23 protein-coding genes are annotated in these 26,193 nt (G+C 58.0%); 15 read left to right on the top strand and 8 right to left on the bottom strand.

Translation table 11 applies throughout. The annotated features are described in order from the left end of the window. On the top strand, window positions 1-1,251 hold the full coding sequence (locus CDA63_RS00805; RefSeq protein WP_088462541.1) for a hypothetical protein: 1,251 nt from the start codon (window positions 1-3) through the stop codon (window positions 1,249-1,251). Between the two features lie 28 nt (window positions 1,252-1,279). Here CDA63_RS00805 and CDA63_RS00800 read toward each other — a convergent pair whose 3' ends face one another. Then, window positions 1,280-2,107: a phosphatase PAP2 family protein gene (locus tag CDA63_RS00800; protein ID WP_088462540.1), complete on the bottom strand. Its 828-nt coding sequence runs from the start codon at window positions 2,105-2,107 to the stop codon at window positions 1,280-1,282. 225 nt (window positions 2,108-2,332) lie between these two features. On the opposite strand from CDA63_RS00800, the gene metK reads away from it, so the two are divergent. Beyond that, entirely contained in the window at window positions 2,333-3,595 is a 1,263-nt protein-coding gene (gene metK, locus CDA63_RS00795) for a methionine adenosyltransferase (protein WP_088462539.1), read from the top strand. Window positions 3,596-3,695: 100 nt separating this feature from the next. On the opposite strand, the gene hpf is transcribed toward metK, so the two are convergent. The 4 genes from hpf to CDA63_RS00775 form a co-directional block, all read right to left on the bottom strand. After that, entirely contained in the window at window positions 3,696-3,995 is a 300-nt protein-coding gene (hpf, locus tag CDA63_RS00790; RefSeq protein ID WP_088462538.1) for a ribosome hibernation-promoting factor, HPF/YfiA family, read from the bottom strand. A gap of 34 nt (window positions 3,996-4,029) precedes the next feature. Further along, window positions 4,030-4,917, bottom strand: a complete 888-nt coding sequence (locus tag CDA63_RS00785) for a tyrosine-type recombinase/integrase (RefSeq protein WP_088462537.1) — start codon at window positions 4,915-4,917, stop codon at window positions 4,030-4,032. 156 nt (window positions 4,918-5,073) lie between these two features. Beyond that, a complete protein-coding gene (gene rpsU / locus CDA63_RS00780; RefSeq protein WP_088462536.1) occupies window positions 5,074-5,274 on the bottom strand; it encodes a 30S ribosomal protein S21 in 201 nt (66 codons plus the stop codon). Window positions 5,275-5,403: 129 nt separating this feature from the next. Then, the gene (locus CDA63_RS00775) at window positions 5,404-6,543 is read right to left on the bottom strand and encodes an acyl-CoA dehydrogenase (protein WP_088462535.1); all 1,140 of its coding nucleotides are present in this window, start codon (window positions 6,541-6,543) and stop codon (window positions 5,404-5,406) included. 255 nt (window positions 6,544-6,798) lie between these two features. On the opposite strand from CDA63_RS00775, the gene CDA63_RS00770 reads away from it, so the two are divergent. The 13 genes from CDA63_RS00770 to CDA63_RS00710 all read left to right on the top strand — a co-directional run bounded on the left by CDA63_RS00770 (window position 6,799) and on the right by CDA63_RS00710 (window position 21,451). After that, complete coding sequence (locus CDA63_RS00770) at window positions 6,799-7,755, top strand: polysaccharide biosynthesis/export family protein (RefSeq protein WP_088462534.1); 957 nt, start codon at window positions 6,799-6,801, stop codon at window positions 7,753-7,755. 49 nt (window positions 7,756-7,804) lie between these two features. Next, window positions 7,805-10,261 (top strand): GumC family protein, encoded by a 2,457-nt coding sequence (locus CDA63_RS00765; protein ID WP_088462533.1) that lies wholly within the window; start codon window positions 7,805-7,807, stop codon window positions 10,259-10,261. A 14-nt stretch (window positions 10,262-10,275) separates the two neighbouring features. Further along, window positions 10,276-11,037: a tyrosine-protein phosphatase gene (locus CDA63_RS00760; RefSeq protein ID WP_088462532.1), complete on the top strand. Its 762-nt coding sequence runs from the start codon at window positions 10,276-10,278 to the stop codon at window positions 11,035-11,037. A gap of 87 nt (window positions 11,038-11,124) precedes the next feature. Beyond that, on the top strand, window positions 11,125-12,102 hold the full coding sequence (locus CDA63_RS00755) for an NAD-dependent epimerase/dehydratase family protein (protein ID WP_088462531.1): 978 nt from the start codon (window positions 11,125-11,127) through the stop codon (window positions 12,100-12,102). Between the two features lie 247 nt (window positions 12,103-12,349). Then, entirely contained in the window at window positions 12,350-13,747 is a 1,398-nt protein-coding gene (locus CDA63_RS00750; RefSeq protein ID WP_088462530.1) for a tetratricopeptide repeat protein, read from the top strand. 150 nt (window positions 13,748-13,897) lie between these two features. Further along, window positions 13,898-14,731 (top strand): phosphosulfolactate synthase, encoded by an 834-nt coding sequence (locus CDA63_RS00745; RefSeq protein WP_088462529.1) that lies wholly within the window; start codon window positions 13,898-13,900, stop codon window positions 14,729-14,731. Between the two features lie 210 nt (window positions 14,732-14,941). Continuing rightward, on the top strand, window positions 14,942-16,279 hold the full coding sequence (locus CDA63_RS00740) for a PQQ-dependent sugar dehydrogenase (RefSeq protein WP_088462528.1): 1,338 nt from the start codon (window positions 14,942-14,944) through the stop codon (window positions 16,277-16,279). A gap of 125 nt (window positions 16,280-16,404) precedes the next feature. After that, the gene (locus CDA63_RS00735) at window positions 16,405-17,067 is read left to right on the top strand and encodes a spermidine synthase (RefSeq protein ID WP_126546667.1); all 663 of its coding nucleotides are present in this window, start codon (window positions 16,405-16,407) and stop codon (window positions 17,065-17,067) included. A 63-nt stretch (window positions 17,068-17,130) separates the two neighbouring features. Continuing rightward, complete coding sequence (locus CDA63_RS00730; RefSeq protein WP_088462526.1) at window positions 17,131-17,787, top strand: DedA family protein; 657 nt, start codon at window positions 17,131-17,133, stop codon at window positions 17,785-17,787. An 87-nt stretch (window positions 17,788-17,874) separates the two neighbouring features. Beyond that, entirely contained in the window at window positions 17,875-18,618 is a 744-nt protein-coding gene (locus CDA63_RS00725; protein WP_088462525.1) for a shikimate dehydrogenase family protein, read from the top strand. A gap of 401 nt (window positions 18,619-19,019) precedes the next feature. Continuing rightward, window positions 19,020-19,370 (top strand): dynamitin family protein, encoded by a 351-nt coding sequence (locus CDA63_RS00720; RefSeq protein WP_126546666.1) that lies wholly within the window; start codon window positions 19,020-19,022, stop codon window positions 19,368-19,370. Between the two features lie 56 nt (window positions 19,371-19,426). Next, window positions 19,427-20,620, top strand: coding sequence for a sensor histidine kinase (locus CDA63_RS00715; RefSeq protein ID WP_088462523.1), 1,194 nt, complete (start codon window positions 19,427-19,429; stop codon window positions 20,618-20,620). A gap of 81 nt (window positions 20,621-20,701) precedes the next feature. Beyond that, complete coding sequence (locus tag CDA63_RS00710; protein WP_088462522.1) at window positions 20,702-21,451, top strand: LytR/AlgR family response regulator transcription factor; 750 nt, start codon at window positions 20,702-20,704, stop codon at window positions 21,449-21,451. 31 nt (window positions 21,452-21,482) lie between these two features. Here the strand turns inward: CDA63_RS00710 and CDA63_RS00705 are convergent, their stop codons facing one another. The 3 genes from CDA63_RS00705 to CDA63_RS00695 all read right to left on the bottom strand — a co-directional run bounded on the left by CDA63_RS00705 (window position 21,483) and on the right by CDA63_RS00695 (window position 26,131). Next, on the bottom strand, window positions 21,483-22,448 hold the full coding sequence (locus tag CDA63_RS00705) for a hypothetical protein (protein WP_088462521.1): 966 nt from the start codon (window positions 22,446-22,448) through the stop codon (window positions 21,483-21,485). A 46-nt stretch (window positions 22,449-22,494) separates the two neighbouring features. Beyond that, on the bottom strand, window positions 22,495-25,050 hold the full coding sequence (locus CDA63_RS00700; protein WP_088462520.1) for a TonB-dependent receptor domain-containing protein: 2,556 nt from the start codon (window positions 25,048-25,050) through the stop codon (window positions 22,495-22,497). A 271-nt stretch (window positions 25,051-25,321) separates the two neighbouring features. Continuing rightward, the gene (locus CDA63_RS00695; RefSeq protein ID WP_088462519.1) at window positions 25,322-26,131 is read right to left on the bottom strand and encodes an ABC transporter permease; all 810 of its coding nucleotides are present in this window, start codon (window positions 26,129-26,131) and stop codon (window positions 25,322-25,324) included. Window positions 26,132-26,193: the final 62 nt, after the last annotated feature.

Genomic DNA, 26,193 nt, shown 5'->3' with positions numbered 1-26,193 from the left:
ATGCGCCCTATAGTCGGCCGCCTCATCCGCTACACCCTGCTGATGTTGGCAGCCACCACGTCGTTCTGGTTTTCGCCGGCCCCGCGCACCGAGGATGAGTACTGCGGCACCTACCTGCACCTGACCTCGTTCGCCGGCTTCACGGCCAACTGCGACGGGTTCGAGTTCATGGAAAGCGCCCGTTACCCGGCCCGGCTGCTGGCGCCGCGGGCGGTGCGCCAGTCGCGGCCATTGTTCGTGTTGCTGGGCTCGGCGGTGGGCTACCCGGTTACGTGGGCGGTGCAGGGGCTGAAAGCCGGCGGGCTGCTGCCGGCCGCCGCGGTGGCCAAGCTGCCCGCCAAGTACCGGCCGCTGCTCGGGTTTTATGTCGGCTACGTGCTGCTGAATTACGCCGTGCTCCTGGGGGCACTGTTACTGTTCCGGCACCTCTACTACCGCCTCACGGTTGGGCGCGGCCAGCCGCTGGTACTGGCCGCGCTGCTGGTGTTTGTGGTGTCGAATCAAGTCACGAAAGCGTTTTTCTGGACCGTTCATCAGCAGATGTTCACGTTTCTGGTTCCGCTGCTGCTACTCTATCTGGCTTTGCAGCTTTCCGAACGCCCCCGGTGGCGGGCGGCCCTGCCAAGGCTGGCGGTGCTGGGTGGCGTACTGGCACTGGTGTATGGCAGCTTCGCGTTGGTGCTGCCTGTGTTGCTCTACGGCCTCTGGCTGGAACGCCGGACGGTTGCCGTGCCGGAGCTGCTGGGACGGGCCATCGGGCTAATACTGCTGTTCGCGTTGCCTACGCTGCTCTGGATTGGGCTGCTGCAGCTGCAGGGCGTGGCCTACTACAACCACGAAGCCGAAGCCTACGGCCAGTTGGTATGGCTGCGGGGTTTGTGGCAGCAGCCACTGCCTGTGTTTCTGGCCCTGGCCGGAACCAACCTAAGCAAGTTCGCCGCCACGCTGCCGGCCATCGGGCCGTTTATAATGCTGGCGCTCGTGGCGGGCGGGCTTTGGCACCGGGCCCACCAATCTGGGCCGCCTAGCCTCTCCGAATTGGTGGGCTTGCTGCTGTTGCTGCTGGTTTTTCTGGCCGGGCTCGGATACTACAAAGAGCGGCTCACATTCATGCTCGTGCCGCTGTTGCTGCTGGTTGCGGCTACCGAGTTGGCCCGGCGGCCGGTAGGGCAGCTCGGGGCCGGGCTGTTGGTGGCAGCAGCTCTGGGCTGGCACCTCTGGCAGGTAGTTAGCTACGGCCCGTTTTCTTGATCATGGCCCGCCGTTTCAGCTAGCAGACTCACAGCCGCTTCGTCAGCGACAGGCCGCTGTAGGCATACCCGTTCACGTTCAGGCCCTGTACCGGCGCTACCGAATAACCAGTTCGGGCAGCGGTTTTATGCAGTTGGGGCACCAGAATACCGACTGCCGCGCCAACTGTGTAGCCCACAATATTGTCGGAAAGAAAATGCTTGCCGGCTTTAAGACGGAAGTAGCCCGTAGCAGCCGGTACCAGTGCCGCCGCTCCCCACACAAAAGGCCGAGCCGCCGAGCCCGGATGGAAATCGTGGTACACCTTGGCTGCGAAGAAGGTGGCCGCCGCCGTATTGGCGGTGTGGCCGGCAAAAAACGAGTTGGTCGAAATGTTACTGGTACGCTTGTCGGTGCCGCCCTCGGTGCCGTATAAAAAGGGCCGGTAGCGGTACACATTGCCCGCCGTGAGGGTGAAAGTGGCGTTGGAGGCGGCCATCGTCTGCAGGTAGAGCCCCAGCACTTGCCCGTAGTTCGCCCGAATGTTGTTGCTGAGGGCCAGTAATCCCGGTGCGATTAAGAGCGAAGGGTACACGATAAGGTCGCTGGCTGTTTGGGCACCGGCGCTGTAATTACCGGCCGAAAACCGGTCAAATTTGGGTACATCTTGCTTATTGAGGGCAGCCAGTCCAGCTTGGTCCAGACCATCCTTTTTAGAAATGAGCAGCAGCCCTACCCCACTCAGTGCCCCCAGACCCAGCGTCACGGGAGCATCGACGGCGAAGCGGGTGTGGTAGGGTGAAGCGTTGCGCTGAGCCTGCGCTGAGCTCAAAGGCAGTAGCGGCAGGGCCAGTAGTAAGGCGAAACGTTTTCTCATGCGACAGGATAGTACGGGAAATGGGGACAGAAAAAAAGTGCTGCGCTACTAAACGAAAACGGCGTTTGTCGGTTGAGTTTCTCTTGCGCACCTACCCACCGCGTTTGGCGGCCGATAGCTGGTACCAACCACCGGAAATCTTGTAGCTTTGCGGCCCTGCCCGGCCAGTTGCCAATGCGGGGCAGGGGCTGACGGCCCCGCGCGTACTCTTACTTTTCTTAGCTGATGCCCTACCTGTTCACTTCCGAATCTGTTTCGGAAGGCCACCCGGATAAAGTAGCCGACCAGATTTCCGACGCTATTCTCGACGAGTACCTGCGCCAGGACCCCGCCGCCAAAGTGGCCTGCGAAACGCTGGTAACCACCGATTTTGCCCTCGTTGCCGGCGAAATTAAGTCTACGGCCCATGTGGCGGCCGAGCCCATCATCCGCGACGTAATTCGCCGCATCGGCTACGATAAGCCCGAGTACCTCTTCAACGCCGACACCTGCGAAGTACTCAACAAGCTGCACGAGCAGTCGCCCGATATCAACCAGGGCGTGGAGCGCGCCACAGCCGAAGAGCAGGGCGCTGGCGACCAAGGCATGATGTTCGGTTACGCTACCAACGAAACGGCCAATTACATGCCCCTGGCCCTCGACCTTTCGCACCGGTTGCTGCGCGAGCTATCGGCTATCCGCAAAGCTGGCCAGCAAATGACCTATTTGCGCCCCGACGCCAAAAGCCAGGTCACCATTCGCTACGCCGACGATAATACGCCTGAGGCTATCGAAACGATTGTAGTGAGCACTCAGCACGACGATTTTGACCCTGACGAGGCCACCATGCTGCGCCGCATCGAGGACGACATCAAAACCATCCTTATCCCCCGCGTAAAGGCCCAGCTCGATGCCGATACCCAGCGCCTATTTACGCCAGATATCATTCACCACATCAACCCCACCGGCAAGTTCGTCATCGGTGGTCCCCACGGCGACTCCGGCCTAACGGGTCGCAAAATCATCGTCGATACCTACGGCGGTAAAGGTGCCCACGGGGGCGGAGCATTCTCGGGCAAGGATTCGAGCAAGGTCGACCGCTCGGCGGCCTACGCGGCCCGCCATATCGCCAAAAACCTGGTAGCCGCTGGCGTGGCCGACCAAGTACTGGTGCAGGTAGCCTACGCCATCGGCGTGGCCGAGCCGGTGGGCGTGTTCGTGACCACCTACGGCACTATCCGCGCTACCGATGGTGCCGGCGAAAAGCTCACCGACGGCCAGGTTGCCAAAAAGGTCCAGCGCCTTTTCGACCTTCGCCCTTACGCCATTGTGCAGCGTCTGGGCCTCCAGAATCCCATCTTCGCCGAGTCGGCTGCTTATGGCCACATGGGCCGCGAGGCGGGCACCAAGCAGGTGCAAATGCCCGATGGCACCACTAAAACTGTCGAAACCTTCACTTGGGAAAAGCTCGACTACGTGGATAAAATCAAGGCTGAGTTTAATCTTTAAACTGATGTTCGAGTAATCAAAAAGCCCCGTCTGAGTCGTCAGGCGGGGCTTTTCGTGCGTTTAACAGACAGCTAACTGCCGTCATACGAAGACTTAAAACTTAATAGTTAACGAGCTTTTCCTTGTGCTTCACTAACTGGCGGCGCATGGCCTCGTAGCAAGCATCGGTAGCTGCTTCAAAAGTAGGAGCATCCTCCTCACAGAACAGCGTATTGCCGGGTACCATGAGCTTTATTTCTACGGTTTTGTTGGCGATGCCGTCTTTGTTATTGAGCTTCAGGATTACTTCGCCTTCCGTTATGCGGTCGTAGAAGGTTTCGAGCTTGTTGAGGCGTTGCTGGATGAAATCGAGCAATTTCTGGTCGGCATCAAAATGTACCGAGTTGATCTGTACTTTCATCGACGAGGGTGTTAAGGGTAAGAAAATAAACCAATCAGGCCTTCGGGTGGGCCTTATCAAAAACGGACTTCAACCTATCGATACTTAGGTGGGTGTACACCTGCGTGGCGGCTAGGTTGGCGTGCCCGAGTAGTTCTTTAATAGCGTTCAAATCAGCACCTTTGCTAAGTAGGTGGGTGGCAAATGAGTGGCGGAGTACGTGCGGATGCTGTTGGCCCGAGGCAGTAGTTATCTGGCTCAAATAGTGCTTCACAGTCCGGTAAACCAACTTTTCGTACAACGGCTCCCCTTTGTCTGTAACGAGAAGCGCCTCGGTGGCGTTGCTGCTCATCCCGAATTCTTGCTTCTGCCGCGCTATATAACGCTCCAGTACAAGCAGCAGACTGGGATTGAGTGGTACTACCCGCTGCTTATTGCCCTTGCCCGTCACGCGCACAGTGCGGCCCAGCAAGCTCAGGTCGGCGTGCCGAATACCAATCAGTTCCGAGAGCCGAATGCCGGTTCCGTAAAGCAGTTCCAGAATCAGCTGGTCGCGGCTTCCGGCCAAGGTGTCGGGAAACTCGAAGGAGTTAAGCAAACCGTTCAGTGCCTCCTCAGGCACAAACTCGGGGAGTTTCTTGGCCACTTTAGGCGAGGTGATGCGTAGCATCGGATTCTTCTGAATAACGCCCGTACGCAGCAAGTAACTGTAGTAGGAGCGCAGGCAGGCAATTTTGCGGTTCACGGTGCGGGCATCGCGCTGCTGCTGCATCAAATGCACCACCCAGGAGCGCACCAACGTATGGTCGGCCTGGGCCGGCTCCTCAAGTTCGAACGTAGTGTGCAGGAACTCCCCGAACTGCCGCAAATCGGTCTGATATGATACGACCGTGTGGGGGCTGTACCGCCGCTCGAAGCGTAGATAATCAAAAAATAACTCCATACGCAAAGCTACAGGCAAGGCCGGATACCCAAGATAGGTAATTCGACCCAAGAAAAAAACCGCCCTGCCTCAACGCAAAAAGCCCGGCTGATTCACTCCTGAGAGTAAATCAGCCGGGCTTTTCGTTCGGAGAGTGGCTAAGCCACAGACTCCGACCTACTTGGGGTCCGCGTCGGGGCCGTAAGTAGAAAGCTTGTAAATGGCTTTCTGCTTCAGCTTGCGCTGGGTGATGGACGGCTTCTGGAAAAAGGTGCGACGACGCAGCTCTTTCAGAACGCCAGTGCGCTCGAATTTCTTCTTGAAGCGCTTGAGCGCACGGTCAACCGACTCGTTTTCTTTGATTTGGACGATGATCATATCAGCAGTGAACTTGGAAAATCAATCTTACGAAGGGCCGCAAAGATAGTAACATCTTTCTGCAATTTGCAAGCCTTGGAAGCAAAACGGCATAGTGCTGAGCACGACACCGTTCCTTCGAAATCGTTTTTACTTTAAAATGGCCCGGGCAATAACCAGCTTCTGAATTTCGGACGTGCCTTCGCCAATAGTGCAGAGCTTAGCATCACGGTAATACTTCTCGGCTGGGTAGTCTTTGGTATAGCCGTAGCCGCCAAAAATCTGAACGCCTTCGTTGGCCACGCGCACGCACACTTCGGAGGCATAGAGTTTAGCCATGGCCGATTCCAGATTCACATTCAGGCCGCGGTCCTTCATGTCGGCGGCGCGATAGGTGAGCAGCGAAGCAGCTTCAATTTCGGTGGCCATATCGGCCAGTTTGAAGCTGATGCCCTGGAAGTTGCTAATAGGCTGGTTGAACTGATAACGCTCCTTGGAGTACTGCAACGCCGCCTCGTAGGCACCCTGCGCAATACCCAGGCTCAGGGCCGCGATGCTGATACGGCCGCCGTCGAGCACCTTCAACGCCTGCACAAAACCGTCACCGATTTTGCCAATCACGTTTTCCTTAGGTACCCGGCAGTCAGTGAAAATCAGCTCCGTGGTTTCTGAGGCCCGCATCCCGAGCTTGTCTTCCTTGCGGCCGGCCGCGAAGCCAGGCGTATCGCGCTCCACAATAAAGGCCGTCATGCCCCGCGAATCGCCGACTTCGCCGGTACGGGCAATTACCACGGCCACATTGCCGGATTTGCCGTGGGTAATAAAGTTTTTCGCGCCATTGAGCACGTAATGGTCACCGTCTTCGATGGCCACGGTGCGCATGTTGCCGGCATCGGAACCAGTGTTGGGCTCGGTGAGACCCCAAGCCCCGATCCACTCGCCGGAAGCCAGCTTGGGCAAGTATTTGTGCTTCTGCTCCTCAGAGGCATGCTGCAAAATGTGGCCGGTGCAGAGCGAGTTGTGAGCAGCCATGCTCAGGCCAATGCTGCCGTCAATCTTAGACAGCTCAGCAATGGCTGTCACGTACTCCACGTAGCCAAAACCGGCCCCGCCATACTCCTGGGGCACGAGCACGCCCATCAGGCCCAGTTCGCCGAGCTTATGAAATACCTCCTTCGGAAATTCCTGCGACTCGTCCCACTCCATCATGCGGGGCTTGATGTGCTGGGCGCCAAAGTCGCGCACCATTTGGGCAATCATCGTTTGATTCTCGGTAGCTACCAGTTCCATACAGGTGGGGGTGGGATTGAGTGGGGTGATAAGGTCAGTTGGCACAAATACAACCATTGGCCGCCGACTTTGGGTTCGCGAAAGTACGATTTTACGAGCGCACTCGCCAGCATCTGATTCGGCCTGGCAGGGAATCTATTTTGATACAGCCGGTTTATTCGGTTTCTTTGATGGTTTTTAGGCAAATACCGTTTGGTTGACCCGGTACGTTTTTGCCCTTGATTTTTCACTTGAATCCGGCCTGAGTCGGTTTGCATGCCTAAATTGATCCTCCGCCGCTTCCTGTACTTCTGGCTGCTGGTCGCCCCCGCCGCCCTCGTATTAGGCTCCTGCGCCACAGCTCGCGTCCATCAGCAGAACATTCTTTTCCGCACCGACGGAGCCGGCCGCATGGACACAGCCCGATTGCGCGACGTCGTAAACCGGGCCGAACGTAACTACATCATCCAGCCTAACGACTACCTCGAAGTGCGGGTGTACACCAACAACGGCGAACGGATTATCGACCCCAATGGCGAGTTGATGATTGGCATGCCGAATGGCGGTATACAAAGCGGCGGCATTAGTGGCGGTGGAAGCAGTATTGGCCGCTCGGGCAGCACCGGTGGGCGCCAGCAGCAGGGCCAGCAAGGCCAGCAGCAAAACCAGCAGGGCTACAACACGTTTCTGGTCCAGCACGATGGTATCGTACGGTTGCCACTGGTAGAATACCAGCGCTTGGCCGGCCTGACGCTATTGCAGGCCGACAGCCTGCTACAGACCAAATATACCCAGTTCTATAAGGAAGTGTACGTTACAACCCGCGTTACCAACAACCGTCTGGTGGTACTAGGAGCCACTTCAGGTGGCTCGGGGCAAGTCATTACTATCACCAACGACAACATGAACCTGCTGGAGGTGCTAGCCATTGCTGGTGGTATCGAAGGAGCATTTGTGGGAACAAGTGGCTCGGGCCGGGCTGGTCGGGCCGATAATATCCGTCTGATTCGGGGAGATTTAAAGAATCCGCAGGTGCAACTCATCGATCTGACGACTATTGATGGCATGCGCCGGGCTAACCTACAAGTGGAACCCAACGACATTATATATGTTGAGCCCATCCGACGCCCTTTCTATGAAGGGCTACAGGATGCTACACCGCTATTTGCACTCATTGGTAGCATATCGGCTCTTGTAAGTACCATTTATATTATTTCGCAACTGGGCAAATAACCAGTGAAAAGCGCTGAAATAAGATATTCCCTCCTGACCAATTACCCGAATGGCAACTAAGGAAGACGCGGAACTGGAAGAACTTATCCGCAATGCTGGCGGCGAGGAGGTGGAAGAAGATGATGGCGGTGGGCTGGATTTAACTACCCTGCTCATGGTGGTGCGCAAAAGTCTGCCTTGGATGGTGCTTCTCATTGCTTTGGGCCTGACAGCCTCTTGGCTGTTTTTACGCTATACACCACCACTCTATAAATCAACGTCTGCGCTCAAAATCGACGAAAAGTCAGAAGCTGGTGTGCTTGGGTTAGGCGCTTTGGGCGGAGCTATTGATCAGAAGAAGAATCTGAACAGTTTGTCGGGTGAGATAGAAGTTATTAAATCCGATATTATCTATCAGCGTTTGAAAGATTCGCTTGATCTGGACGTAAATTATTACGTCCAGGGCACCGTTCTGGAGTCTGAGCTATACGCCTCCTCGCCTTTTATAGTCAAATATAAGCCAATCAACAACGCCGTCTTCGATCTGAAAATAGGTATTAATCTTCTTTCCGCCACTACTTTTCAGCTCATCTTACCTGATGGACTGGGCGGCGGTGAGCAGGAATACCGATTCGATGAACCCTTCACGGCCGCTGGATTTCGGCTCGTGATCAGCAAAGCAGCTAACTATAACGAGTCGGTGCTGGAGGAGCAGTATTCGTTTCGCATTAACAGCAACTCAGCGCTTAATGAATACTTTGACACCAACCTATTGGTGGATATCGTCAACTTAGATGCCAACACCATCAGCATCTCGTTTACCGACCACAATCCAGCTAAAGCACAGGCCATCGTTAACGGTATCGACTCGGTATACTTGGTCGAGAAGCTAGTCCGCAAGCAGGAGCAAGCTACTCGGGCCATGGGCTACATCAACGATCAGCTTGGTGACAATAATCAAAAGCTCAATCAAGCCGAAGAGGCTATGCAGTCTTTTGTTAAACGTACGGGTTCTTACGATGTGAAAGGTGATGTGGGGCAGATAACCGGCCTGTTGATGGAGCTGGAAGAGGAGCGGACCAAGCTTCAGCAACAGGCCGATATGATGAACGATGTGGCCCGGCTAGTTGAGCAGGACCGTCTGACTGTCCGGCCCGACGGTGATGTAATGCAGAGTATTCCGGCACTTGCCGAAGTAAAGGATGGGCAGCTGGTGCAGCGGATTACGGAGCTTAGTGATGCACAGCTAGACCTAAAGCGGGCATTACTTTCGTATCAGCCGGGCGCTACGCTGGCTATGCAAACCAAAGAACAGAACATCGCTGACCTCAAGAAGATAGTGCGGCAACTGCTGCGCAAAAACCAGCAGCTAATCCAAGAGCAGATAGCCAAGCTCAGCGGCAAGCGGGCGGAGCTTGATACGAAGCTGCAACAGCTACCCGATAAATATACTGAGCAGGCTCGCCTGCAGCGGCCCTTGGAGCTGTACGAGAAATATAATTTACTGATGATGGATAAGCAGATGGAGTTCGGTATTTCGATGGCTGGCGCTACAGCCGACTTTCAGATTCTGTCGCCTGCAAGTCCGGCCGTACCCATTTCACCCGTTAAGCTCATCGTTTATGCCATCGGGTTGGCGGCAGGCATCCTGTTAGGGTTGGGATTGGTAGCTGTGCGCTACTTGCTGCACAACACCGTAACCAATATCCGGGAGTTGGAGCGTAACACCCACGCGTCCGTATTGGGCGTGATTCCGACTTACGACAAGGAAAAGATGGCCGTTTCGAAGCTGGTGGTCGACCGAAATCCAAAGTCGGCGCTATCGGAGGCAATTCGTTCCATTCGGACTAACCTGGAGTTTATGGCTACTTCTAAAAAGAAGCGACTCATCTCTATTACTTCTACGATTAGTGGTGAGGGTAAAACCTTTGTGGCCGTTAACCTGGCGGGTATTATCGCTGCCTCTGATCAGAAGGTAGTGATTCTAGACCTGGATATGCGCAAGCCCAAAGTGAACTTGGCTTTCGATGCCGACAACACGAAAGGTATTAGCACAATCTTAATTGAGAAACATACTTGGCAGGAGTGTTTGCAACATACAAGTCTTCCAACCTTGGATTTCATCTCGGCCGGGCCTACGCCACCTAACCCGTCGGAGCTGATTTTGACACCTAATTTTGATATCCTTATCGCAGAATTACATCAGTATTATGATGTCATTATTATCGACACGCCGCCTGTTGGGCTGGTGACGGACGGGATTCTGATTATGCGTAAGGCCGATGTTCCGATTTATATCGTTCGGGCTAACTACTCCAAGAAGACGTTTCTTAAGAACATCAACAAGCTCATGCGTACCAACGGCTTTACCAAGCTCACCACCATCCTGAACGACGCCAAAACCACTGGCGGGTATGGGTATGGGTACGGGTATGGCTACGGGTATGGCTACGGGCAGGGTTACTATGACGAAGAACAGAAGCCCGAAGGAGGCCTGTTGAGCCGGCTGCGCAAGCGGGTTTCCTAACAGTAAACCCCGGCATGTCGTTTTTCAGCAAGCTCTTTGGCTCAAATATTCCCTCTGCCAATTCGCTGGGGTTTGCGGCGCTGGGTACCGATATGCACTCGCACTTGCTGCCAGGCCTCGACGACGGGGCCGAGACAATAGAGCAGTCGGTAGAGATGCTGCGCCAGTTGCAGGCTTTGGGTTACCGCAAGCTGATTATGACGCCCCACGTGATGGGCGACTTCTACCGCAATACACCCGAAAGCATAGCGGGGGCGTTGGCGGCCCTACGCAAGGCAGCAGCAGAAGCGGGTATAACAGGCATCGAGCTTGACTGCGCGGCCGAGTACTACCTCGATGAAAGTTTCGGGCGGCGGCTGGAGGAGAACGAGCCGCTGCTGACGTTTGGGGGAGAGCAGCGACTGGTACTCTTCGAAACGTCTTATATCAATGAGCCTTTCAACTTCAACGAAACGGTTTTCAACCTGCTGGCAGCTGGCTACCGGCCAGTACTGGCCCACCCCGAACGCTATACCTACCTCTATGGCCGTTTTGAGGAGCTGGCCCGGATTCGGGAGCAGGGCGTATTGCTGCAAGTGAACCTGAATTCACTAACTGGCTACTACTCAGCCGGCGCGAAGCGGGTGGCCGAAAAGCTCATCGATGAGGGTTTGGTAGATTTGCTCGGCACCGACACCCACCATCTCAAACACCTCGATACGCTCCGCACGAAAGTACTGGTCAGTCCCTACTTGGTTAAGGCGCTGGCTTTACCATTACTAAATAATACACTGTGAGTTGCCACTACACACTTGCCGGTTGATAGGCTGTTCTCGCAGGAAAATCAGTTGCCGATCGGTAGCTGATAAGTGATAACTAACGATATGATTCTCGTAACCGGTGGTAGTGGTTTGGTGGGTAGCTTCTTGCTGGCGGAGCTAGAACAACGCGGGTTACCAGTACGGGCTATCTACCGCGGCGAACAAGTACCCACAGTAGCTAGGGTGGAATGGGTGCCGGGCGACGTGCGCGACGGGCTGGGGTTGCGGGCCGCCTTAGACGGCGTAACCCATGTGTTTCACTGCGCCGGATTGGTTTCCTACGCTCCGCAGGACGAAGAAGAACTGTTGCGGGTGAATGTGGAGGGCACGGCTAATGTGGTAGACGCCTGCCTGGAGCGGCCCGGTATCCGGTTGGGGTTTGTATCGTCGGTGGCGGCACTGGGTGGGGGCAAAGCGGCCGAAACGCCGGGCGCAGGTCCGTTGCTCATCGACGAAAAGGCCCAGTGGGACCTGGGGGCCGAACACAGTGCCTACGCTACGTCGAAATACTTAGCCGAACTGGAGGTGTGGCGGGGCGTGTCGGAGGGCCTAAAGGCCGTGATGGTGAACCCCTCGGTGGTGCTGGGCCCCGCTGATTGGAGCCGGAGCAGCACCCGCCTTTTCCGCTACGCCTACGACGAACATCGTTTCTATACATCCTCCACCATCAACCTCGTAGATGTGCGCGACGTGGCCGAGATGCTGGCCAGCCTGGTGCTCGACACCACTCGTAGCGGGGAGCGGTACGTGCTGAACGCGGAAAGCCGGCCGCTGGGTGAGGTACTAGGCCTGATGGCCGCTGAGTTCGGCAAGCGCCCGCCCGCGGTGGCTGTGCCCAACTGGGCGGCCGAAACCATCTGGCGGCTCGAACATGCCCGGTCGCTGCTCACCGGGGCCCGCCCGCTCATCACCCGCGATACGGCCCGTGCCGGCCGCCGGCCCTTCGAGTACCAAGCCGATAAAATCCGGCGCGAATTGCAGCGCGAGTTCCGACCTTTGCCGGAAACCATCCGCTGGTGCTGCCAGGAGTTGGTGAAATAGTGGATCGGTGATTTGAGGTTCGACTGCCCTTACGGCGCGAAGTACGCTGTTTGCACTGTTGAACCGCTGGGTTGTTTGCGCCGTTAAGGCCTAGGAAAGACCGCTCATCGGCTACCGAAATCCCTATTTCACCTTAGGTGTGGTTGTTGTATATTCAGGGCGGGGCCGTTGCTTATCAGAAAGCGGCTTCGCTCACCCATGAAAACTGCCTTTTTGGCCGATTCATGTTGCTAGCTGACGCATGAGAATGAACGAGAATTTTGAAGATCGGGACGAAGTACTGGCTACCGTGCGCCGCTTTGAGGACATGGTAGACCGCAACGAGCCCGTTTTTTTTGATCTGGCCGATTTTGAGGACATCATCGACCATTATACCACCAATACCCAGTACGACCGCGCCCTACAGGCCTGCGAGGCTGCTATTGCCCAGTACCCGTTTAGTACCGAGCTGTTGATTGACCGTTCGCAGGTGCTTGCCATGAAGGGCGAATACGGCGCTGCCAGCACGCAGATTGAGGACGTCGCCCAACTCGACCCCACGAACCCCGACGTGGCCGTTACCCGCGGCATCATCGCCACCCAGAAGGGCGAGTTTGCCGAGGCAGTGGCCTTTTTCCTGCAGGCACTGGAAACCACAGAGGACCGCGACGACATCTTTTTCAACCTCGGGCTGGCCTACCAGAGTTGGCAGAAGTACAAGAGCGCCGCCAAGTACTATAAGCAAAGCCTGCGCCTCAACCCCGACAACGATGTGGCCGTGCAGGAGCTGCTTTACTGCCTGGAGGTAAGTGAGCGGCTGGAAAGCAACCTGGAGTTCTTCCGCCGCTTCACCGACGACGACCCGTACTCGGCCCTGGCTTGGTTTAATCTGGGGCAGGCGTATTACCGGGCTGGTAAGTTCGATGAGGCCATCAGCGCCTTCGACTACGCCATCCTGATTGACGCCCAGTACTACGACGCCCACGGGTTTCTGGCCAGCTGCTACGTGAGCTTGGAACGCTACCGTGCCGCTATTGCCGAGTTCGAGCTCAGCCACCCCGAGGGTGCGCCCTCGCCTGAGGCGTTGTGCAACATCGGGGAGTGCCACGAAAAGCTGGCCGAGTGGGATCTGGCCCGCCGCTTCTACCAGCGGGCCATCGACCTCGATGCCACCATGGACGAAGCCTGGTTTGGTATTGGCATCATCATGAACGCCCAGGAAAAGTATTTCGAGGCCATTCATTTCTTTCGGAAAGCGGTAGCGCTTTACGATGAAAGCGTGGAGTATTGGCTGGCGCTGGCGGCTGCCGAATACCAGATCGGTAATCTGGCCTCAGCAGTGGAGGCTTACGAGAAGGCCACCGAAACCGGCCCTGAGGTAAAGGACGGCTGGTTGAACTGGAGCATTCTGCTTTACGAGCAGGGCAACTTCGATGGGGCCATCGATTTGATGCGCAACGCCCTCGAAATCAGTCCGGCTGAAGCCGAGTTGCACTACCGCCTGTGCGCTTACCTGCTGGCGGCCGGCCGCTACCGCGAAGCCTACGCGTGCCTCGAAAATGCGTTGGTGCTCGATTTCGACAAGCACCGCCTGCTGTTCGACTACTTCCCCGAGCTCGAATCGCAGCAGGCCTTGGCCCGCCTGATTGATCAGTACCGGAAATAAGGTTTTGGCGGGCGGGATTCAGCCCAGCACTCGCGCAGCCCCAGCAGCCGGACTTACTGCTTACAGAATTCGGGCGTACTTTTGGCCCGCGCCGGGCGATTCGCGCGCTAATCAATCCTTCGAATTGCCAATTAGTCAAAGCCTCCACGAATGAATTATTCCCTGAGTCAGGTTCCCGAGCGGACGCTCAAACCCCGCGAGCAAGGTTTTACGATGGTCATGGATAAGGGCTTGAGTGTGCGGGAGGTAGAAGATTTCCTGGAAGTTGGAGCCGAGTACACCGACATCGTGAAGCTGGGTTGGGCCACTTCGTACGTGACACCTAACCTGAAGCGCAAGCTGGCCGTGTACAAAGAGGCTGGCATCCCGGTCTACTTTGGCGGCACGCTGTTCGAAGCCTTCATCATCCGCAATCAGTTTGCCGATTACCAGCGCCTGCTCGACACCTTCGGCATGGAATACGCTGAGGTTTCGGACGGTTCGCTCGACCTAAACCACGACAAAAAGCTTGACTTTATCCGTACGCTCTCGGGCCAGGTGAAGGTACTGAGCGAAGTAGGTTCGAAGGACGCCGAGAAGATCATTCCGCCCTACAAGTGGATTTCGCAGATGAAAACGGAGCTCGAAGCCGGGGCCGTGAAGGTGATTGGCGAAGCCCGCGAGGCCGGCAATGTGGGTCTGTTCCGCAGTACCGGTGAGGTGCGCTCGGGTTTGGTAGAAGAAATTCTGACCCAGGTTCCGTCCGAGAAAATCATCTGGGAAGCTCCTCAAAAGGCGCAGCAGGTGTGGTTCATCAAGCTGCTGGGAGCCAACGTAAATCTGGGCAACATTGCGCCCAACGAAATTATCAGCCTCGAAACCATCCGACTGGGGTTGCGCGGCGACACGTTCAGCGACTTCCTGGATATGGATGCCGTGGACGAGATGTTCCGCCCCGAGCCCAAGTCGTCGACCCGGCCGGGCACCTCGATGCCCCGCGGCTAAGCAGCGACATTGCCCGTAGTTGGGCGAACGAGTTGAGGGGCCGGACGGTAAGCGTTCGGCCCCTTTTTGTGGGGCCAGTGTGCTTGTGGCCTGAACCTTGCGGCGGCTCTGGCACCGGGTGGCCAACCCCAGCCGCTCCAAATCAGTTAAAGAAGAAAGCCCGGGCCGGTGGTGGTTTAGGCCGGCCTCGTTTAGTACTTTTACCCCTCTATGAATCGTATTGCCTCTATTTCGGTGGTTGCCGCGCTGGCTCTGCTGGCTGCCTGCGGTGGCCCCACGCAACAGGAAAAAACGGAAGCGGCTGTTATTACGCCTGCCGACACGGTGGCTACGGCCATCAAAGAGCTGGAATTGCCCGAGCCCTACGCCACCGAATCGGTAACTAAGCGCAGCAAGATAGTGGAGTGGCCCCAAGCCGAAATGCCCACCGTGCCCACCGGTTTTCTGGTAACGCAATACGCGGCCGGGCTCGAAAGTCCGCGCAATATGTACGTGCTGCCCAATGGCGACGTGCTGGTAGCGGAGTCCAACACCGTGCCTACCGATACCAAGGAAGCCGTAGCGGCCGCGCTCAAACTCGACCCTTCCAAGTCGCTCAGGCCCACCAGCGCCAACCGCATCACGCTGCTGCGCGACGAGAAGCAAGACGGCCGCCCCGACAAGCGCGCTGTGTTCCTCGATAGTCTCAACCAGCCCTTCGGGATGCTGTTGCTGGGCGGCTATTTTTACGTGGCGAATACCGATGGTGTGTGGCGCTACCCCTACGCCGGCGGCCAGACCTCTATCAAGGCCAAAGGCGAAAAGATTCTGGATTTGCCGGCCGGGGGCTACAACAACCACTGGACCCGGAATCTGCTGGCCAGTCCCGATGGCCGGAAGATTTATGTATCGGTGGGTTCGGGTTCGAATGTGGGCGAGAACGGGATGAAGGAGGAAAAGCGCCGGGCTAACATCCTCGAAATAAACCCCGACGGCAGCGGCGAGCGGATATACGCCGCCGGGCTGCGCAACCCCGTGGGCATGGACTGGGCCCCCGGCACCGGCCAGCTCTGGACGGCGGTGAATGAGCGCGACGAGCTGGGGGATGAACTGGTACCCGATTACCTGACCAGCGTGCAGGATAGTGGCTTTTATGGCTGGCCCTACTCGTACTTTGGCCAGCACGTAGACCCACGCCGCAAGGGCGAAAAGCCGGAGCTAGTGAAAAAAGCGCTGGTGCCCGAGGTACCGCTGGGCGCCCATACGGCCTCGTTGGGGCTGGCTTTTTACAAGAACGAAGCGTTTCCGGAGCGCTACCGCGGCGGGGCTTTCATCGGTCAGCATGGTTCTTGGAACCGCACCGAATTTTCGGGTTACAAAGTAGTATTTGTGCCTTTCCAGAACGGTAAGCCCACCGGCAAGCCGGAAGACTTCCTGACCGGTTTCATCGCCAACGCCGAGAAAAACGAGGTGTACGGCCGGCCGGTGGGCGTAACGGTGCTGCCCAATGGCGTGCTGCTGGTAGCCGATGATGCAGGCGGCAAAATCTGGCGCATTGCCGCGCAGTAAGCGGCTATTTGAAGACGTGTAATTGGAAGGCCATTGTGCAACGCATGATGGCCTTTTGCTATTGAGGCCCCGACGAGGCGCGTGGCAAGCGGCTGGCGGCTCGTACCTTGGCCGCCGTGAACCCTATGCTGACCGTTGCCCGCCACCTATTGAGCCATTTGGTGCCCCTGACCCGGCGCATACCCTCAGCCTACAGCGGGACGTTGGAAGTTGTACTCTGGCGCGGTCAAAAAGTACTCAATACGACCTATGCTAATTACAGCTACGGCTTGTTGCAGCAAGTGCTACGCTACGGGTTGCGCTTCGCCCCCGCCGACCCGGCTGGCCCGGTGCTGCTGCTGGGTTTGGGGGGCGGCTCGGTGCTGCCGCTGCTACGCCAGGAGCGTGCGGTAACTGGCGCCATTACGGCCCTGGAGCTCGATCCAGCAGTGATTCGGGTGGCCGCCGAGGAATTTGGCATACAAGCAGGGGCAGGGCTTGATATCGTGTGTGCCGATGCCTTCGGGTGGCTGCCGACGGCCCCGGCAGATGCGTTCGAGCTGGTGATAGTCGACTTATTCCTGGATCTGGAGCTGCCCGCCGAGTTGGGCGAGCGTAACTTCTGGGAGCAGTTGCGGCGCGTGCTGCGGCCCGGCGGTTGGGCGCTGTGCAACCTGCTAACAACGGCCGACCTGTACCCCGACGGCCAACAGCTACCCGAATTTCTGGCTGGCCTGGGCTTCGAAGTGAAAGATATGGAGGTGGAGCAGTTCAACCGCCTGCTGATTCTGCGGAAGTTGGGGGTTTAAATGGGCCACCGGCCGAAGCCGTTTGCCGGTAACTCGCTTTCTTTACGGGTTCAACCCCCCCTTATGGAAATCCTGAAGCACATCATCGACTTCGTTCTGCATCTCGACAAGCACTTGGCCGCCATTATCATGGACTACGGCGCCTGGACTTACGCTATCCTGTTTCTCATCATTTTCGTGGAAACCGGCGTAGTAGTGCTGCCCTTTCTGCCCGGCGACTCGCTGCTGTTCGCGGCCGGCTCGCTGGTAGCCTTGCCCGGCTCGCCGCTTAACGTGTGGGTGATGATGGGCCTGCTGATTGTGGCTGCCGTGCTCGGCGACGCCCTCAACTACCATATCGGCGACTACCTGGGGCCGCGGGTATTCCGCGAAAACTCGCGGTTTCTGAAGCGCGAGCACCTGGAGCGCACCCAGGCGTTCTATGAGAAGCATGGTGCCAAAACCATCATTCTGGCCCGCTTCATTCCCATTATCCGCACGTTTGCGCCCTTTATTGCGGGTGTGGGCACCATGAAATACAGCAAGTTTCTGTCATATAACCTTACCGGGGCCGTATTGTGGGTAGTGCTGCTCACGGGAGCCGGTTATTTCTTCGGCACCATTCCTATCGTGCAGAAAAACTTCTCGCTGGTGGTGCTGGTCATCATCGTGCTGTCGGTGCTGCCTGCCGTGTGGGAATTTGCGAAGGCCCGGGGTAGCAAGTCGCGGCCAGTAGCGTAGATTCAGTTGTTAGTTATAATACGCTTGCCCGCATGTTCGGAAGCAACGGTCTGGCAACTGCTTACCGCCTGAAACCTCTTGTGTCTTATGCCAGAATTCGGACTGCTCGGCCGCTCCCTGAAACACTCGTTTTCCCAAACGTATTTCACCCAGAAGTTCCACAACCTCGATCTATCCGACCACCAGTACGAACTGTTCGAACTGGCTACCATAGCTGAACTGCCCACGTTGCTGGCCAGCCGGACCGGGCTGCGGGGGCTCAACGTCACGATTCCGTACAAGGAGCAAATCTGGCCGTTTCTCAACGAGCTGGCTGCTTCGGCGGCTCGGGTGGGAGCCGTGAATGTGGTGGAGTTTCGGACCGATGGCCGATTAGTAGGTCACAACACTGATTATGTTGGCTTCCGGGAGTCGGTGAGCCACCTGTTGGGCCAGAACAGTCCGGTAGGGCTGCGGGCTTTGGTGCTGGGCAGCGGCGGGGCCTCAAAAGCAGTGGAAGTTGCCCTGCGCGACCTCGATATCGGTTACTGGGTGGTATCGCGCAATCCGCTGGGCCCCGGCCTCACCTACGACGAGCTAACGCCCCGCCTGCTGCAGGAGCACCTACTGATCATCAACACCACCCCCCTGGGCACCTTCCCCGACGTAGGCGAGTGCCCGCCACTGCCCTATGCTGCCCTCACGCCCCAACATTTCCTGCACGACCTCATCTATAATCCGGCCGAAACTGAGTTCATGAAGCGTGGGGCCGCCGTGGGAGCACAGGTGAAAAATGGCTTCGAAATGCTCTGCATTCAGGCCGAGGAGTCGTGGAAAATATGGCAGAGGTAAGCTAACTGCCGCAACGAATAACATACCACGGGCTCCCGTGCAGGTAGTCGTACCTGCACGGGAGCGCGTGGTGTATCAGTTTCTGCCGGACCAGCCAGGCCTAAGTTCCACCTGGTAAGGGCGGTAGCGGAGGATTGGTAGCTATGCGGCTGCGGAATGCGAAGGCACTGGCGGTGTAATAGTAGTTAAGTAAGACTATCGCGTATCTGATCAAAGGTCAATTTATTCACCGGTGAATGCCCGTATTAGGCCTTACGGAGCCAAAAAGGCACTATAGGATCGAATAGGGGACAATGGGGCACAAGTTTTTGGGTAGTTATATGGCTGGATAAAGAAATATTCTGATATTGCCTTACAATTCTCCTATTCTCCCTGCGCCGCGTATGACTCCCGAAGAACGCTTGAATCAACTAGAACCGCTTATTTCGGAAACTACTGCTATTCTGGACCGTCATACTGCCCAGTTACGCCAGCACGCCGGCTTGCTCAAGCAATTGGTGCAGGCCACTGAAAGCAATAGCCAGGCCCTGGGGCAGGTATTGGCGGCCCAATCCGACATGCGTGGGGAGCTGACCCAACTCAACAGCCACCTGAGCGGGCTGGCTACCGGTACGGGCGCGGGCGAGTTATTCCAGGAGCAGGTAGGCGGCGTGGAAAGCCGGCTGGAAGTAATGGAGAGCCGGCTCGAAACGCTGAGTGGTAAGATGGACCTGATTCTAACCAAGCTCATTAGGGTTTACATCAACAACTAACTGCCCCCGGCTGATAGCTGCCAGGGGCTGATTGGTTGAAGCGAAGAACAGGCTGGTTGAAAAACCAGCCCCGGCTGCTCCTGAATGGCTACTTTGCCGGGCCATTAACGCGCCGCTCCCTGATTTCGCCCACTCCCTCCGCTTCGCCCCTGCCGCGCCCTCCCCGGCCCCTGCCGCCCTGGCTGCAGCGAATTCCCTGGGTGCACCTGGCCTGGGCCGCGCTGCTTCTGTACTTCGATTTGCAGGGCTGGCTGCTCCGTCAGGGGGTGCTGGTGCCGCCCGTGCAGGACCACTTCTGGGCCCTGGCTCTCACCACCAACCTGCTCGATTCGGGCCTGTTCTACCTGAACTGGCTGCTGATGCCCCGCCTGTTCCGGCGCGGGTGGCTGGGCACTTACCTGGCGGTGCTGGTGGTAGGGGTAGTCGTGTTTTGTGCGGTGCGGATTGGCGTGAGCTACGGCTTCGATGAGGTGAAAGTACAGGGCCAGTCGCAGCCGCTGAGCTACTACGTGCAGGTGCTGCAATCCTACTACCTGCTGCTGGGTGGGCTGATTCTGTTGTTGAGTTTCTTTCTGCGGCTAGCCGGCGACTATTGGCGCGAGCTCAGCCACCGCCGCGAGCTGGAGCAGCAGCATGTGCGCACTGAGTTGGCGCTGCTTAAAACTCAGCTCCACCCGCACTTTCTGTTCAATACGCTCAACAACATCTACTCGCTTACGCTGCAGGCCTCGCCCCAGGCCCCCGAAGCGGTACTGCGCCTGGCCGGCCTACTGCGCTACCAACTCTACGAAAGCGCCGACGACCTCGTGCCGCTGGCCCGCGAAATCAGCCACCTGCAAAGCTTCCTTACGCTCCAGCAGCTGCGCCTGCCCTCCGGTGAGGAAGCCGATGAAGCCATCGAGTTTCGGATTCTGCTGCCGCCCGGCGCCGAGCACGCCCTGCGCCTGCCGCCCATGTTGCTGCTGCCGCTGGTGGAAAATGCCTTCAAGCACGGCGACCTCACGGCCCGGCCCCACGTGGTGCGCCTCGTGCTGGAACTGGCCACCGACGGGCAGTTGCACTTTACGGTCCGCAACCGGGTGGCCCCCGACGCGGCCCCGCCCGGGGGCGTGGGCCTGGCCAACCTGCGCCGCCGCCTCGAACTGCTCTACCCCGAACGGCACGCGCTAGTCATCACGGCCAACGCTGAACAGTACGCCGCCCGGCTGTCGGTGAAAGTGAAACAGGCAGGTGGGGATATGGTGAGTTGACGGGTAATAGTCCTCATTGCGCCATCTACCCCATCCGTTCCTCTCGAACATCAAACTCGCCACTTCACCACCTCACCGCTCATGGAAACCCCTCGTCCGATTAGCTGTATTGTGGTAGACGATGAGCCGCTGGCGCTCAAGGTGCTGGTGGATTTCTGCCAGCAGGTGCCGTTTCTGGTGCTGAAGGGGCAGTTTCAGGAGGCGCTGGCGGCAGCAGCCTTCTTGCAGGATACGCCCGTGGATGTGGTATTTCTGGATATCCAGATGCCCCGGCTCACGGGCCTGCAACTCGCCCAGCTGCTGCCGGTGCCGCGGCCGCGCATCATCTTCACCACCGCCCACCCCCATTACGCCGTGCAGAGCTACGAGCTGCCGGCCCTGGATTACCTGCTTAAGCCTATTTCGTTTGAGCGGTTCGTGCAGGCCGCCCACCGGGCCCGCGCCGCGTTGCTGCCGCCCGCTGCGCCGGTCCCTCACCCGGTTATCCCGGAAAGCCCGGAAGCCGCCGACGAAGCCCTGTTCGTGCGCCACGACGGCCGCCTGCGCCGGGTGCTGGTCGACGATATTTACTACGTGGAGGGCCAGAAGGAGTACCTGATGTACTACACGGCCACCGGCAAGCTGCTGATTCTGCAATCCTTCCGTAAGCTCGAAGAGCAGCTGCCGGCCGGCCGCTTCGTGCGCATCCACAAGTCCTACCTCATCAACCTGCGCCACCTCGAGTTCGTGGAGCGCCACCGCGTGCAGGTCCACGGTGTGCCGTTGCCCATTGGCGAAACCTACCGCGACGGGTTGTTGGAAGTGCTGCGCTACCACGGGAAGCTGGGGTGAAACCAAGCCGGTGCCGAGGGGGACTGGCCAGCTACTTCACTATGCCAAATCGGAGGCCTTTAAAGTCGAGCACCACCACTTTCTCTTGAAATAAGGCGTTGCCGGTGATGCCTGCCACTTTTGTCGCTTTCATGAATTCCAGTTGGCGCTGGTCGCGCGTGAACCAGGCGTTTGCGGCGGGCAACTGATACGAGCCTAAATACACCCGGGACTGCATGGGAGCCGCGTAAAATGCTACCTGCTTACCCCAGGAATTTACTGTTAACGTGTCGGTTGGCGGTCCTGGCTGGGCCAGCGCGCGCCAGGTTTTCTCATCGCTCGTGAAGGAGAATAAACTAGACCCCGTATCAAACAATACCCAGTACTTCTGCTGGGCGATGGTGAGGGGGATGTGCATGGTGTTGTTGCTGACCCGGCTCTTTACAAAGGTGGTTCTTGCCTCCCAATAAGCATCAACTGAATTGAGCACGCACATGCGCTGCTGCGGGTAATCGATAACGAGCACCTTGCCCGCGACAAAATCGCCCCCGATAGTACCGACCGATTTCGGTGACTTGGTATGCAGGGAGTCCTGCGGCACTTCGTCCCCGTAACCCGACATAAACAGCGGCCGGGCCACCTGCATGGGGCCGAAAACCACGGGCAAGCCAGTGGTGCCGTAGTTGCGGATGCCCGAGTCACTCATCCCGCTGCGGGTGGTATCGAGCAGGGCGTACAGCTGGGCCCGGGTAGCGAAGTAGTTCTTCAGAGCTTCGCCGTACAGGAGAGTCGCATCGCTGCCCAAGTCGAACTGCGCAATGAAATTGGCGTCTAAATCCTTGACCTTAACGGGCACCAGAAGAGCAACTTTGTGCTCTTTGCCACTCAATTTGGCCGTGTGCCAGGTGAACGGAAACCACGGATAAGTGGCGGCCGACTTCGTAACGGGGCGCGGCGCGGCGCAGGCGCTCAGTAGCATGGTGGTGGCGAGCAGGAGCGGCCGGATAACTGATTTCATGCGGTAAGTATAATGGGTAAGGTCGCCCAATAACGGGCAATTTCTTCTAATTTCCCTGCTGGCCTTGCTGCCCGTCGCCGCCGCTCTTGGTGTCGTCGTTGCGGATGCTGCGGCGGCGCTTGGGGGGCTGGTTCGAGACTTTGCCGAAGCGGTAGTTAAAGGCCAGCCGCACCCCGCGCAGGTAGATGTAGTTGTTGCTTTCCTGGCGGAACTGGTCGGTGTTGAGGGTGGTGCTCAGGTTTCGGGTGGCCGAGAGGAAGTTGTCGGCGTTCAGCGTGAGGTCGGCTTTGTCCTTGAGCAGGTTTTTGCGCAGGCCCAGCGAGTAGAATGTCCAGGCCGCCTGCTTGCCCTGGAGCTGCACCCGGGGCGAGTTCAGGCCCCCGAAGAATTGCAGGCTCAGCCCTTTCTCAAATTTGTAACTCGAATTCAGGTTCAGGTTGTACTGCACGCCGCTGTTGTTCAGGCCCAACAAAGGGCTTTTCAACGAGACATAGTACACGTTCACGTTGCCGCTCAAATCCCATTTTTTGGTGGGCTTGAACGAGCCGAACACGCTGCCCCCGTAGGTGGCGTTGCGGCCCACGTTGCGGAAGGTCTGGTTGTTGACGCCGTTCTCGTCCACGAACCGGTACGATTCGATGGCGTTGCCAGTGCGGCGCGCGTAAGTACTCAGGTTCAGCACCGAACCCTTCACGAAGGTGGTGTAGTTGAGCTCGTAGCTGTCGGTTAGCTCGGGTTTCAACTTAGGCTCACCGTAGCTGATATTGAGCGTGTCGGCGGCGTTAACGAACGGGTTGAGGTAGAAAATCTGGGGGCGCTGGATGCGGCGCGAGTAGGCCAGCCGTACCGATTCGCCGGGCTTCTTTTCGTTCTTAGGCTGGTAGTTCAGGCTCAGGTTGGGCAGCACGTTCGTGTAGTTCTGCTTCACACCCGAATTCTCGCTCTGCTGCTGCTGGAAACTCCCGTCGATGCGCGTGTTTTCTATTCGGGTACCCAGTTTGAAATTCAGCTTTTTCGAAGCCGAAAACCCGTAGCTGGCATAGCCGGCCAGCACGTCCTGGTTGTAGTCGAACTGGTTGGAGCGAGCCGGATTGAACTGCGGGTCGAGGGTGGAGCCGCCGACGGGGCTGTTGGCTACGTCGTAGTTGCTACTCACGCGGCGCAGAATGGCCTTGGCGCCGGTTTCCAGGTTGCTGGTTTCCGAGAAAGGGTGGGCGTAATCGGTCTGGAGGGTGGTTTCGAGGTTGCGGGAGAGGTTGTTGCTGGCCTCGCGGTAGTTTTTGGCGGCGTTTTCGGTGCTGCGCCCTCCGAACTGGTCGAGGCTGTAGTCCTGCACGTTGCGGTTGCGCGTGTGCTGGGCCAGCATGCTCCACTCGCGGCCTTTCTGCCCGTCGAAGGTGTGGGTGTAGCCCCCGTTCACATCGTAGCTCTGGGTCCGGAACTTGCGGTCGGTGTCGCGGGTAAATTCATTGGCCACGGGCAGCAGCACGTTGTTGTACTGGGCATAGTTGCCGCTGTTGCGAAATAGGTTGCCCTGCACGTTCAGGGTCAGGTTATGGAACGGGGCCGGGTCGTAATCGAGGCCCAGCCGCCCGAAGCCGCCGCCGCCCAGGGTGTTGCCGTCGCCCTGTTGTTGCAGCGCCAACTGCTCGGTGCCAGCGGGCGTTTTGAGCGAACGGGTGAGGTCGTTGCGGTTGGGGCTGTAGAAGCCGAAACCGCTGACCGAGCTGGTAAGCCCAATTTTGCCCTTGCGGTAGTTGAGCGAAGCGTTGCCGTTGGAGCTGCGCGTGCCGGCCGCCGCGCCCACCGAGCCGTTGAGGCCCTGCAGGTTGTTCTTCTTGAGAATGATGTTGACGATGCCGCCCGTGCCCTCGGCGTCGTACTTGGCCGAGGGCGTCGTAATCACTTCCACGCTCTTGATCTGGTCGGCCGGAATCTGTTTGAGTGCGTCGGCCACGCTGCTGGCCACAATGGCCGAAGGCTTGTTGTCGATGAGCACCCGGATGTTGCTGGAACCGCGTAGTTGCAGGCCGCCATCGGGGTCCACGCTCAGCAGCGGCACTTTGCGCAGCACGTCGGCCGCAGTGCCGCCCGCGTTGGTCAGGTCCTTGTCGGCGTTATAAACGATGCGGTCGGGTTTGGTTTCGATGAGGGCCCGCTCCCCGGTCACGGTCACTTCGCCCAGGTTCTGGGCCGTTGAGGCGAGCCGGACGGCGGGTACCGTGGTCAGGCCCTCGCCCACGGTTATTGGTAGGGTCTGGGGCGCATAGCCGATAAAGCTGATCTGGAGCCGGTATTGCCCGGCGGCCAGCCCCTTCAGATCGTAGCGGCCCTTCTCGTCGCAAACGGTGCCATCGAGTGGCGTGGTACCGCTCGGGGGCAGCAGGGCCACGGTGGCAAACTCGACGGGCTTTTTAGTAGTAGCATCGAGTACCACGCCCTCCAGCCGGCCGGGGCCTTTGGGCGCGGTGGGCAGAATGGGCTTGGCGGTGGCCGCCGCCGGCGGACCAGCCGGACGCTGGCCGGCAGGCGGGGTGGTCTGGGCGAGGGCGGGGGCGGCCAGCAGGCCGGTGAGCAGCAGGAGGGGAGTAGCGTGTTTCATTTAATCACAGATGTTGCAGATGAATGGATATCGCAGATGCGCGAGATAATAGACTTGTTCCCGAATAAGAAACGGCTGAAATTTTTCATTGCTTTTGGCAATCGGATAACCCTTTTCGCTTGGCTAAGCCAGCATCCGCTGGTTCTTTGAATCGCCAACGTTTCTGGCCCCAAATACCACTTGAAAAATCACTGATTTCTTATTGAGGAACAAGTCTAATGGGTAAGCCGTAGGTTTCGTGGGCGGGAGCTGGTTGGGGGTGGTTAAGGCTTTAATCAGTAACCGGGCGGCGTAGCAGCAGCACGTAGCCTATCAGCACCGCCAGCCCAAACCAGCCCAGCGAATACCACTCGGCCGCTGAAAGCGGGGCTGGAACGGCCAAGCCACGCTTAAAGTCCATCAGGCGCAGCACCACGTTGGGCGCGGCGTAGGGCACCAAGTCGATGTGCTCCCAGCGTAGCAGCGTGAGGGCCGAAATAATGCCGCCAATGCCCACCGCCAGCGGCCCCACAAAACCCCGGAACGCCAGCGCCAAGGCGTACTGAATGCCCAGAATACCAAGCGTGGCCAGGTAGGTATGGCCCAGCATCCGCAGAATGGGCAGTAAACCGATGGAGTTGTTCTGGAAGCCCAGGCCGGGCCGCAACGCCCCCAGCAACACCCCGGCCGCCAGCAGTAGGGCCACGTAAATCAGCTGGGCCACCGCATTTAGGCTTAGCAGCAACAGCAGCTTGCTACCGAACACGGAGCCCCGGCTTACAGGCTGAGCCAGTAGTTGCCGCCAGCCACCCCGGTTTTCCAGGTTCACGACCAGCCCGCTCAGCAGAACTAGAAAAAAGCCCAGCAGCACCGATGCCGTCTGCCAACTCATGCTGATGTACTGCGGCCACGGGTTCGTGCCGGGCTTAATAAAGTACTGCCCCTTAAAATAGAAAATCAGCAGGTTGAGTACCACCGGCAGCGCCCCGCCGCCCAGCGCCAGCCACAGCACGGCGGTACGGCGCAATTTCAGGGTGTCGGCCACCAGAACGCGGCCGAGTTGGGTAAGCGGACCGGGGGCAACGGGTAGGGCGTATTCCATGGGTGGATGAGTGACTCGGTGAATGAGTGAGTTTGCAACTGAATGAATAATCAAATAACTGG

The organism is Hymenobacter amundsenii, from assembly GCF_002204745.1.
GTDB classification, from domain to species: Bacteria; Bacteroidota; Bacteroidia; order Cytophagales; family Hymenobacteraceae; genus Hymenobacter; species Hymenobacter amundsenii.
The sequence above is the reverse complement of the archived record's forward strand: the minus strand, read 5'-3'. Positions and strand labels throughout refer to the sequence as shown.